The 10,794-nt window shown below is 63.6% G+C and carries 9 protein-coding genes; 5 read left to right on the top strand and 4 right to left on the bottom strand.

Going from position 1 to position 10,794, the window contains the following annotated elements; genetic code table 11:
* Positions 1–376: 376 nt before the first annotated feature.
* Both BV106_RS04910 and BV106_RS04905 read right to left on the bottom strand, forming a co-directional pair.
* A complete protein-coding gene (locus BV106_RS04910; protein WP_265595350.1) occupies positions 377–1,825 on the bottom strand; it encodes a hypothetical protein in 1,449 nt (482 codons plus the stop codon).
* A 70-nt stretch (positions 1,826–1,895) separates the two neighbouring features.
* Entirely contained in the window at positions 1,896–2,852 is a 957-nt protein-coding gene (locus BV106_RS04905) for a hypothetical protein (protein WP_038161331.1), read from the bottom strand.
* On the opposite strand from BV106_RS04905, the gene BV106_RS04900 reads away from it, so the two are divergent.
* Positions 2,851–3,108 (top strand): hypothetical protein, encoded by a 258-nt coding sequence (locus BV106_RS04900; protein ID WP_038161328.1) that lies wholly within the window; start codon positions 2,851–2,853, stop codon positions 3,106–3,108. The genes BV106_RS04905 and BV106_RS04900 overlap by 2 nt on opposite strands.
* A 3-nt stretch (positions 3,109–3,111) precedes the next feature.
* Here the strand turns inward: BV106_RS04900 and BV106_RS04895 are convergent, their stop codons facing one another.
* Positions 3,112–3,351: a helix-turn-helix domain-containing protein gene (locus tag BV106_RS04895; RefSeq protein ID WP_038161326.1), complete on the bottom strand. Its 240-nt coding sequence runs from the start codon at positions 3,349–3,351 to the stop codon at positions 3,112–3,114.
* Between the two features lie 193 nt (positions 3,352–3,544).
* Between BV106_RS04895 and BV106_RS04890 the strand changes: the two genes are divergently transcribed.
* The 3 genes from BV106_RS04890 (at position 3,545) to BV106_RS04880 (ending at position 5,310) form a co-directional block, all read left to right on the top strand.
* Positions 3,545–4,468, top strand: coding sequence for a manganese catalase family protein (locus BV106_RS04890; RefSeq protein ID WP_038161324.1), 924 nt, complete (start codon positions 3,545–3,547; stop codon positions 4,466–4,468).
* Between the two features lie 117 nt (positions 4,469–4,585).
* Complete coding sequence (locus BV106_RS04885) at positions 4,586–4,903, top strand: hypothetical protein (protein ID WP_038161322.1); 318 nt, start codon at positions 4,586–4,588, stop codon at positions 4,901–4,903.
* 101 nt (positions 4,904–5,004) lie between these two features.
* Positions 5,005–5,310, top strand: coding sequence for a DUF2892 domain-containing protein (locus BV106_RS04880; RefSeq protein ID WP_038161319.1), 306 nt, complete (start codon positions 5,005–5,007; stop codon positions 5,308–5,310).
* Between the two features lie 308 nt (positions 5,311–5,618).
* On the opposite strand, the gene BV106_RS04875 is transcribed toward BV106_RS04880, so the two are convergent.
* Entirely contained in the window at positions 5,619–5,957 is a 339-nt protein-coding gene (locus BV106_RS04875; RefSeq protein ID WP_038161317.1) for a helix-turn-helix domain-containing protein, read from the bottom strand.
* Positions 5,958–7,061: 1,104 nt separating this feature from the next.
* Here BV106_RS04875 and BV106_RS04870 point away from each other — a divergent pair.
* On the top strand, positions 7,062–10,280 hold the full coding sequence (locus BV106_RS04870; RefSeq protein ID WP_038161315.1) for an inverse autotransporter beta-barrel domain-containing protein: 3,219 nt from the start codon (positions 7,062–7,064) through the stop codon (positions 10,278–10,280).
* Positions 10,281–10,794: the final 514 nt, after the last annotated feature.

Here is a 10,794-nt window from a genome sequence, read left to right as displayed (position 1 = left end):
CTTTTACTGACCGCGGGAGTGGAAGCTGAAAGGAGGCGGGGTTTCCCAACCCCGCTCAGTCGAGCGTCTCTTGTCGTCACCGCGATGTGTGCCAATCCCCAATGCGTTGGGCAGGCGGAAACTCTCCACAAGAGCGATCTCGCAGACGCTTCAGCTAGTGCCTCCTCACGTCGACAACTACAGGGGCGCTGGATGGTTGGTGATCAAAGACCAGAGGGTGGGAATCGATGCTCGAACCCCCATTTTGCGACACCATCGACACCCTTTTTGTGAGTTCACAGAAATAGGGAGGGGGAGGCTGTTTGGCGTAACTTGGAAAAAGGGTGTCGATGGTGTCGCAGACCCTGCCGCCTGCGACTTCCTCCAGGCCTTCCCCTCACTCATTGGCTGTCTCTTCCCCATCGTCGCTTCTAAGCGGGAGGATCACCCAGCTCCGGCAGTTTCGGGTATTATGATGCCTCACCCGATCCGGGCACAGCCGCGCCAGCCGCCCCAGAAAAGTGCCGCAGGCATTGGGGAAATACAGGGCCCGCTGCACGTCTCCCCGCACCTCGGGGATGGCCAGGAGCTGGGCTTCCAGTTCGTTGGCGGTGCCGGTCCAGGTGTCCTTCAGGTGCAGGGTGAGCAGGGCGCGGTCCACGAGGGCGAGGAAACGCACCTCGGCCGAGAGCTCGCGGATGGACTGGATCAGCTCCGGGTGGTGCCAGTGGCGGATGCCGCTGCGGCTGTCGCGCAGATCCGCCGGGATCTGAAACTCGTGCAGCAGGTAGTGGGTGAAGTGGGGCAGCTCGTCCATGAGCGTCTGCCAGAAGGCGGACTCCTGCTCCAGGGAGTTCGTGGGCATGGGCATGGGGCAGCGGGCGGCGCGCAGGATCATGAGCTTGTCCTCCAGGCTGTCATCCAGCGGGGGCAGCACCTGCATGTTCTCCGGCTCCTCATTCAGCGCCACGGTCATGCGCCACACGGGGTCCAGCAGCAGGGCGTCCTTGCGCTTGGCGTGCAGACGCTGCTCATGCCCGTAGAGCAGCTCCTTGATGCGGGCGCCGAACTGACGGCGGGCGCGCATGTCGGTAGTGCCGTTCTCGTCATCCAGCCGCAGGTGCTCGCAGCCGAAGAGGTCCGCATTGAAGTCCGTGGTGCCGGTCATGTAGCCGTAAGGGCGGCACTCGCGACCGCCCAGCAGCCGGGTGATCACCTTTTGAAACAGGGACTTCCCGCTCTTCACCGGGCCTGCCATCACCAGCACCTGCCCGGCCTTCCGCCAGTGGGCGTGCATGGCCAGGATGGAGCACTGCAGCCAGCCGAAGAGGTGCACGCGCTGGTCATGCTCCTCGCTCACGAAGAGGCCGTCGATCAAGGCTCGCAGCACCGGCCAGGGCCCCGGCACCGCCACGGGCATCTGGGGATCCGTCGTCACCAGGATGAGCTGCCCGTTCACCTCGCGTGGACCCTTCACATGCCCGGCCAGCGGACCGGCGTAGCCCACCGGGCGGCGGCACTGCACCATGGTGATGAACTCCTCGAACTCAGAAATGAGCCCGGGCTTGGCCGTCATGATGGCCATGCCGCGCACCTTGCAGTGGCGGCGCAGAGGCCCCTCCATCACCGGGAACCAGTCCCCGCGGTCGTCCAGGATGAGGTATTCCTTGTGGGCCTTGTCGTAGTACACTTCCTCGAACCACGCGGCGTGGCTGCGGCGCAGGGCGCGCGTGTAGGCCGGGCGCTGTTGGATCTCCTCCCCGATGTCGCGGCGGGTGGCCTGATCCTCGATACCGGTGGCGTCATCGAGGGAGAGCCGGGAGGCGAAGAGAGGCGGCAGGTCCATGGTCGGTCGTGTGTTCGTGTTCGTGTTCGTCGTCGTTGTTGCGTACATGAGAAATGAAGAAAGGGTTGTGTCAGTCGGCGAAGAGAAGCTGGAGGGACCGCGCGTGAGCCTGCGGATCCGCCAGGAGATTGGCCCGGTCATTGCGGATGGCGGGCAGCTCGATGACGTCCACCTGCGCCCCGGCCACCCTCAGCTCGGCATGCCAGGTGGCGGCCCCGTTGCGACCGGCCTCGCCCTCATCGGGCAGGATGCGCACGCGGCGACCGCGCAGCAGCTCCAGCATGCGGGGATCGCGGGTAAAGGTGGCCCCTGCCGTCACAGCAGCCAGCGGCACCCAGGGGGCATCGGCCAGATCGATGGCGGAAGCCGCCTCCAGCAGGCCCACCACGCCCTCCACCATCAGCACCGGCGGGCGGCCGCGAGTGAGGAAACTACGTCCGAAGAAACTGCCCCGTGAACCCGCCAGCGTCCTGGCCTTGGTCGGGCCCCGGGCGGTGCGCAGCAGGCCGCCATCATAGCGGCGCGCCTGGGCAAAGGTGTCCTCCACCAGGCACCAGCAGGTCTGCCCGTCCACCCGCGTGTTGTGCAGCAGCCCCTTGTTCTTGAACAGATGCACCATGCCCGGAGTGACGTGCCGGAGCGCCACGATGCGGGCCTCGTCGGCATCGGTAAGAGGAAAGAACGTGTGCTTCGCCCGCTGCTCCGCCGGATCCATCGCTGGGGGCTCCGTGGGCCGCGTCCGGACTGGCTGGCTGGAGCGGTACAGGGGGCGATGGCGATATCCGGTCGAGCCTGCGGACTCATCGTCCTGCAGCAAGTGGCCATACGGCATGTGACCGCTGCGGTCGGCATCCCGCAGCTTGTGGCGCAGCTCCGCGTCCGTCCACACGGGGCGGGAGAAGGCGCGGTTCCAGTGCTCCAGCAGCGGGCTGGCCGCATCCGGCGGGAGGTTAAAACCACGAACCAGCACCACCGCCACGCGAAAGAGCGCCGCGCTGCCGCCCTCGCCCTGGATGGAGGGCGGCATGCGGGAGATGTACTGCCAGGCCCGGTCCTCCACAGGTCGCGGCGGGGTGTTCTGCCTCTGCGTTGTCGCCTGGGGCGTTCTCCTGTTCGTTGTCGTCGTCATCATCATCTTCTCCTCGTTTGTTCCTCTCTTTGATGTGCTCTCTCTCCGTGCTGCCCCCGGCACCGGGCACAGCAAGTCCCTTTCCGGCGCGGGGATGCCCGCCCGGCGGATGTTTGGCCGCGACCCTTGCGCGCGGGTAAGTATTAGGAAATAAAAATCAGTCCGTCCCGTCCGGCTTCGGGGTGGGGGACGCAGCGACCGTGAGCCGTCGCTTGAACGCCTCCACCCCCGCGCGCTCGAAGCGCACCAGCCGCCCGATCTTGATGTAAGGCAGCTCCCGCTGGGCCATGAAGCGCTCGATCGTCTTCGGCCGCACCCTCAGGATGCCCGCCACCTCCAGCTTCGTCAGCAGCCCCTCCGTACCCTCCAGTGACCTGTCAGTCGCATTCCCCCCCATGAAGGACAATGTGCGCTAAGCTTGGCAATTAATCAAACGGAGAAAAAAGGCAGAAGGGATCTTTCCTCAACGCCTAACACTTGGCACCTAACCTCCTCCGTCACGCCCCTCTCATTTTCTCCATCGCGCCCCTGCATGGGGGTCAGGGTGGCGAATGATCCCCCGCCTCCCACTGCCCGGGCGATACGCCTGTATGATTCAGAAATTCGACAAACTCGCCATGGCGCTTCCCGTCCCGGAAGCCCCCGATGCCAATGCCGCAGCCGCCGTACAGGAGCTCCTGGGAGGAAAGTTCGGGGAAATGTCCACCCTGATGAACTACACCTTTCAGTCGTTCAACTTTCGGGGTCGGCAGAAGATCCGTCCCTTCTACGATCTCATCTCCAACATCGCTGCGGAGGAGTACAGCCACATCGAGCTGGTGTCTGCGACGATCAATCTCCTGCTCACCGGCACCACCGCGCGTGCCGACCGGAACAAGACGCCCGAGACGGCGAACAAGACAGACCCTTCCCCCCTGGCCCAGGCGATGGGAGCACGGAACTCGTATCACTTTCTGGGCTCGGGCCAGACTGCCCTGCCCATGGACTCCATGGGGCAACCGTGGACCGGGGCCAACGTGACGGCGACAGGCAATCTCAAGATGGACCTCCTGCACAACTTCTTCCTCGAGTGCGGTGCGCGTGCTGGGAAGATCCGGGTCTATGAAATGGTGAGCGATCCCACCGCCCGCGCCATGGTGGGATTCCTGCTGGTGCGGGGCGGGGTGCACATCGTCGCGTATGCCCGGGCGCTGGAGAAGCTGACGGGGGCCAATGTGAGCGCGCTCCTGCCCATCCCGGACGTGTGCAACAAGAAGTTCCCCGAGGCCATGGTGCACGAGGCCAAAGGCATCCACCGGATCATGTACCGCTGGAGCCCGGAGGACTACCGTGAACTGGACAAGATCTGGAACGGCCCGCACCCCGAGGACGGAGAAGAGCTGATCGTGCAGGACGGGATGCCGGAGGGTGCGCCCTGGCCGGACCTCGATGAGGAGCCCCAGCTCACCGCTCCGGGGGCAGATGACATCGATCCCGACATGCTCGACTGGTACGGCAAGATGCTGGGCAAATAAATAAGAGCGTGCCACGGGGCAAACCGGGGACGCCGCCCTTGCAAAAGAGGGCGGTGCAACCTCATCGCAGTGCCTCAAGCCGGTCTGCTGAAACGCGCGCGACCACCAACAAAACAAATGAATGCATTTTTCGTTCCCTTGGATGAAGTGGCAGCCCTCCAGCAGTTGCTGGAAGAGGTGGCCCCTCAGGCGGGCGTCCTGATCAAGGAGTCCCGGACCAGTGCCCCCCAGGCGCCCGGTTCAGACCCTTCCCAACGCACGGTGGCGCTGAAGTGCTCCGAGCAGACGCTCGAACTGATCTGGACGGTCCTCAAGGACCAGTCCCTGAAACTGCCGCCCGAGGCCTCTTACGACGGCGTTTCTGTAGAGGAGCTAGTCGAGTACGTGGAAGGATGGAAGATCAAGTGGAGTGAGTCGAACAAGGAGGAGTTATAGGAGTGAACCCATTCCGCCACCCGGCCGCGATGGCCTGGAAAGTTGGCCCCGGGGTGCATTAATTGAGGCTGAAGCGCGGGGCGTGCTCGATCCCGCCATGTATGTCCCTTACTTACCAACCCTTTGCAGAAGTGCCGGAAGTCGTTGAGCTGGGAAAACAGCTTGATAAAAACGTAGGTCCTGGCGAGCGTTGGGTGACGCTGGCCCTGTCCGGAATGTTCTTCGCTGCGGGATTGCGCTCCCGCGGACTCGCTGCCGTGGCCCTGCACGCGGGAGCCCTGGCACTCAGTGCACGCAGCGTGACCGCCCATTGTCCACTCTACTATCGCCTGGGCGTCAACACGAACCGGCCCGGTGAACCTGCGCCGGAGCAAGAGGAAACAACGAAAGAGGGCCTGCCCGGTTGAGGCCTGGGAAGCTCGCGGGGCGGGGCGGAGCAAAGTAGTCACAGGCTTCAGACTGTTCAGTCGAGCTACCCATCTCAAACAACGCCAGGCTAAAGCCCGGCACTACTTTCAGCAGCCGCCTCGGGCGTAGTCCGACGGTCCCCGTCGGCTGTGGGAGCGGAGGGATGCAGCGTGTAGAAGATTGAGCGCGACGAGGTCTGCCACGTCAGTCGCCGCTCGCTCACTTGATGACACATCCGCAAGGGCCAGGCTTGCAGACGCTTCAGCCCTCAGTCCAGCTCCCTCCCTTATCCCTTGCCCCTCTTCCCTTATCCCTCTTTCTGCCCTTGCTCTTTATAGGCTCCCAGGATCGCCACGATGAGCGGGCCGAAGCGTTCCTTCAGCTCCGGGATCCGGCTGGTGTTGTGCATCTCCACGCCCTTGCGCTCACTGCGAATCAGCCCCGCCTCCCGCAGCACCTTGAAATGCTGCGACAGCGTGGACTTCGGCAGCGTGCGATTGTCCAGCACCAGGAAGTTCGAGCACGTCATCGGGCACTGGGCCCCGTGCAGGTTGGCAAAGATCTGCACCCGCACCGGATCGGAGAAGGCATGAAGAATGCCTTCCACGGTGATGTCGTTGAGAGAGGGGTGGTGCAGGGGGCGCATCGCAGGCGGCTGACTGTAGTTAGCATACGTCTGGTCGGCTGGCTATGGGGGAGACACAAGACGAGAAGACACAAGACACAAGACCTGAGCTCACGCATGGAAGGCCGCCTCCAGCGAAGCGGGCCGGGCTGGAGGCGCGGAGCAAAGTAGTCACAGTCCCGCATGCGGGACTGTTCAATCGCACGGCCGCGTGGCAAGAACGCAGGCTAAAGCCTAGCACTACTTTCAGCTGCCGCCGCGGGCGTAGTCCGACGGTCCCCGTCGGCTTTGGCAGCGGAGCGATCCCACGCATCCGCCCTTTGAGCATGCTGAGGTCTGCCACCTCAGTCGCCTCGCGTCCGACCGGGACAAGAATGTCCCTCCCTCCGTTTGCTGATCGCGAGCCTGGAAGCCTAAAGGAGGCGGGGGTTCCCAGCCCCGCGTAGGAGCGAAAGGAACGAATGTGGCCGTCCTTCCCGGCAATTCACCACGACAGACTCCGGCCGTCCGCGCCACAAGCGACGTCCCCTCCTCCTCTCATCCCACGCCAACGGCGTGATACAAAATAGCCCGGGGTCAGACCGCGAAGCGGTCGCCACCCCGGGTATCGATGCGAGAGTATTGGAACTCCAAGGGAGTTCTACAGACCGTCCAGATCACCCGGAGACGACCCTCGTGCCGTGGACACCTCAGGGATGAGGCCACAGTTTGTAGAACTCACTTCGGAGTTCTGATCCACTTACCCATGTACCCAGGGTGGCGGCTCGTGCCTCGCCTGACCCTGGGCTACTTTGTTTGACGCCCTTGGCGTCAGGCTACTCGCGCGCCAACCGGCTTTGGCAGCGGAGCGATCTCACGCATTCGCCCTTTGAGCACGCGGAGGTCTGCCACCTCAGTCGCCGCGCTTCCCACGACGCCACCCCCGCCCGGCCCCCAGCCCAGGCGCCAGCTCAGGTCTGGAGTCTGGAGTCTTCCAGTCTGGCGTCTGCCCGCGCAGCGGGCCCCATACTGACTAAAAGTTTTGAAATTCATTATTGCGAGCAACAATCAACCTCTCTAATTGTAATTACTGGAAAATATTTCCATAAGGCCCTCTCATTGAGTAAATTAACTAATACCAAAAGCATGAAGACTCCCCATGCCTGCACAGGCTTGCTTCTCGCGCTGCTCCCGGCGCTCTCTGCCCCGGCGGGTACTCCCAATGACAAAAACCCCAGTGGTAAGGAGATCATCCAGCCTGCCGCTGAGGTGCACCCCATGTACCTGGGCACCATCAACTCTGGCATCAAGACCAGCGACCAATACACGGACGGCAACTTCAGCATCGTGGCTCCGGTCTGGAGCTCTCTGGGCGGCGACGCCACCCTGAGCGGCGGCGTGCTCTTCCTGGAGCCCTATGTCTCCTACGGCGAGGGCGGGGAAATTGCGGCCTCCCTCGGCCTCGGCTACCGGCACCTCTTTGGCAGCCAGCCCCTCAGCGCCTTGACCAACCACGACGGCCATCAGGCGGGCTTCTGGGAAGAAGGCGCTTACATCGGCGCCAACGTCTTTGCCGACATGCTGGACACGGAGTCCAACAACCAGTTCTGGCAGCTCGGGGTCGGCCTGGAGGCAGGCACCCGCTACCTTGAGTTCCGCGGGAACTACTACATCCCTCTTTCGGACAAGCAGCTTGCGGAGGAGCAGCGCTCCCGCGAGACCTTCCGCACCTCCCGCTCCCGCAGCGGCGTGAGCGACTCCCAAGGCGTCACCCCCCTGGGCGATCCCTTCGCCACGGGCAACACCGTGGCCCAGGACGGCCTCTTCACGAACTACAGCACCCGCACCACGCGGACCACCACCACCACCACCACCATCGAGCGGCTCTTCCAGCGGTTTGAGGAAGGCATGGAAGGCTGGGACGCAGAGGTGGCCGTGCTCGTGCCCGGGCTGGACAAGTACCTGGACGTCATGCTCATCGGCGGCTACTACAGCTTCGACAACCAGCCCTTCGGCCCCCAGCAGGGTGGCACGGGCAATGTGGAAGGCTGGAAGGCAGGCCTGGAGATCCGCCCCGTGCCCGCCCTCGTGCTCAGCGGCACCTGGTATGAAGACGACCGCCTCACCGGCAGCGACTGGACCGCGGGCGTGCAGCTCCAGCTTCCGTTTGAATTCGGCGACCTGGGCGATGGCAAAGGCTTCTGGGGTCGCATCGGCGATGCCTTCACCCCGCGCCGCCGCCACCTCCTGGAGCGCATGGCCGAGCCCGTGGGCCGCCAGAACGCCGCGGTGAAGCTGGCCAACAGCTTCAAGGAATCCGAGCGCGTGGTTTCCCGGACCAGCAGCACCAGCGTGAAGCGCGTCACCCGCGTGGTCTCCCAGACCGCCCAGCGCGTCGTGCTCGCGGATGACATCATCTTCGTGAACAACGGCACCTCCGTGGGCAATGGCATCCAGGCCGGGACCTCCGGCAAGGCAGGTGCGGATGGCACGGCGGAGAAACCCTTCGACAACGTCGTGGAAGGCGCAGTCGCAGCAGGGACCAACTCCAACCTCAGCACCGACGGCAGCATCTGGAAGGTGTACACCCAGGGCGGCACCGGCACGGACTACTCCGGCACCGTGGTGGCCTCGGGCAGCACCCGGTTCATCAGCTCCTTCACGCCCCTCGTGGCGCTGGCGGATACCTACTTCGGCGGCGGCACGGCTCGTCCGGTCTTGAACGGGAACCTCAACGCCAGCAGCATCGGCCTCCTGCAGGTGACCGGCTATGACGTGCGCACCTCCCAAACCCCGGCCATCGATGCGCTGAACGTCCGGGAACTCCTCGTGACGGACAACCTCACCTCCGGCGGCAGCGGCATCCGGTCCACCACGAATGACGGCGGCACCTCCACGGTCAACGTTCTGCGTAACCAGGTGACTGGCCTGCCCAGTGCCTCAACGTACAATGGTATCGATGTGCTCAGCCAGGGCAGCTCGACGGTGAATGCCCTCGTTCAGGGAAATGACGTTCTCGGGGGCTTCGACCAGGGCATCGGTCTCATCACTGCCGGAACGGGCGTGATCGACGGCACGGTGGTGGACAACAACCTGAGCGGATTCTACCGGCTCTACGGCATTCTTGTTGATCACCTCGCGGGAGGGGAAAGCACCGCCGTGGTGGCGAACAACCACCTGACGGGCGAATTCGATCAGACCGGTATTACCTTCCGCACTAACAGCGCGACGGCCGGGTCAGTTCTTGACGCCACCGCACAGGGGAACGTCTTCAGCGGCGAGTTCGACGATACTGGGATCACCTTCACCGCCGGGAACGGGTCCAGCCTGATGGGCAAGGCCCTTGGCAACCAGTTCAACGGCACCTTCAACGACATCGGCGTGTGGGGCACGACCTCCGGGACGAACTCGCACCTGGAACTGGACGTCCTGAACAACAGCTTCTCCAGCGCCTTTACCTCCGCGGTGCAGTTCGCCTCGAACGGCCCCACGACCATTGAAGGGACTGCGGTGGGCAACAGCTTCTCCGGCACCTTCGCCTATGGCGTCGAAGCCCGCAGGAGCGGGGCCTCCTCCGTGGACGTGGAGGTGTTGAACAACACCTTCTCCGGCACGTTCTCGAGCGCGGGCATCTACTACTTCCAGAACGGCTCAGGTACTGGCAATGTGTACGGCCTCGTGCAGGGCAACCTGCTGAACGGCACCTTCACCACCTACGGGGTCAATGTGGAAGGCCGCAACGGCATCACGGACGTGGATGTCATTGGCAATGCCCTGACCGGCAACTTCGGCACCGGCATCTCCCTGCGTCGGAACGTGGCCAGCGGCACGGCCGCCAAGCTCAGCTCGGATATCCTGAACAACATCTTCTCCGGCGACTTCTCCGTGGCAGGTATTTCCGTGGACCACCGCGGGACCGCCCCGGCAGATGCTTCGTTCATCGGGGACGTGGACATCATCGGCAACGTGCTGAGCGGTGACTTCAACGAAGCCATCTGGATCTCCGCCACTGGCGGCAGCCAGCTCAACGCGAAGGTCACGAACAACGTGATCACCGCAGCCGCCACCGTGGACACCGTGGGCATCCACCTCCGTTCCGGCGGCACCAGCATCCTCACGGTTTCAGACTTCAACAACAACGTCATCATCGGCGTCTCGCAGACCGGCATCCTCGCAGAGCGCGTCACTCCCAACGGCGTGGGCGGCGGACTCAGCGTGAACGGCACCCTGGATGCGGCCTCCAGCAACAGCGTCATCAACGAGACCGCGAACAAGCTGAACGTCATCAACGGAACGACGGAGCCCATCAGCGGCAGCTTCTTCCTGAACGGCACGCAGGTCACGCTGCCTGTGGTGGTGCCGTGATGAGAGGCATAGTGAAAAGTTAAGAGTTAGAAGTTAAGAGTTAAGAGTGATAAGCAGAAGAAGCCCCCGGTGTGTCTGACGCCCGGGGGCTTTTTTTGCCCGCGCAGCGGAGACAGGCCGCTGCGCGGAGACACCAGACTAGAAGACTCCAGACGCCAGACACAAGACCTGAGCTGGCGCATAAGAAAGCACCCTCAACGTAGCGGTCAGTAAAAGGAGCGAGGGACATTCCTGTCCCGGTCCCGGACAAGCGTCCCATGACGCCGCTCCCCGCCCGGACCTCCAACCTATGCGCCAGCTCAGGTCTTGAGTCTTGTGTCTTCTAGTCTTGCGTCTCCCGCGCAGCGTCCCATGACGTCTCTTCATCCCCTCATACCCAAACCCCCAGGCCGGGCTGGAGGTGCGGAGCAAAGTAGTCACAGGCTTCAGCCTGTTCAGTCGCGCTATCCCCGTTCCCCAAAGGCAGGCTAAAGCCCGCCACTACATTCAGCAGCAGTCGCCACCCGCCAAAGTA

The organism is Verrucomicrobium sp. BvORR106, from assembly GCF_000739655.1.
Classification (GTDB): domain Bacteria; phylum Verrucomicrobiota; class Verrucomicrobiia; order Verrucomicrobiales; family Verrucomicrobiaceae; genus Verrucomicrobium.
This window is presented reverse-complemented; position numbering and strand designations above follow the sequence as displayed.

Bases quoted from the DNA above. Each gene is read 5' to 3' on its own strand.
- BV106_RS04910 (WP_265595350.1), bottom strand. From the start codon at position 1,825: ATGGACCTGCCGCCTCTCTTCGCCTCCCGGCTCTCCCTCGATGACGCC.
- BV106_RS04900 (WP_038161328.1), top strand. From the start codon at position 2,851: ATGCGGGAGATGTACTGCCAGGCCCGGTCCTCCACAGGTCGCGGCGGG.
- BV106_RS04905 (WP_038161331.1), bottom strand. From the start codon at position 2,852: ATGCCGCCCTCCATCCAGGGCGAGGGCGGCAGCGCGGCGCTCTTTCGC.
- BV106_RS04895 (WP_038161326.1), bottom strand. From the start codon at position 3,351: ATGGGGGGGAATGCGACTGACAGGTCACTGGAGGGTACGGAGGGGCTG.
- BV106_RS04890 (WP_038161324.1), top strand. From the start codon at position 3,545: ATGATTCAGAAATTCGACAAACTCGCCATGGCGCTTCCCGTCCCGGAA.
- BV106_RS04885 (WP_038161322.1), top strand. From the start codon at position 4,586: ATGAATGCATTTTTCGTTCCCTTGGATGAAGTGGCAGCCCTCCAGCAG.
- BV106_RS04880 (WP_038161319.1), top strand. From the start codon at position 5,005: ATGTCCCTTACTTACCAACCCTTTGCAGAAGTGCCGGAAGTCGTTGAG.
- BV106_RS04875 (WP_038161317.1), bottom strand. From the start codon at position 5,957: ATGCGCCCCCTGCACCACCCCTCTCTCAACGACATCACCGTGGAAGGC.
- BV106_RS04870 (WP_038161315.1), top strand. From the start codon at position 7,062: ATGAAGACTCCCCATGCCTGCACAGGCTTGCTTCTCGCGCTGCTCCCG.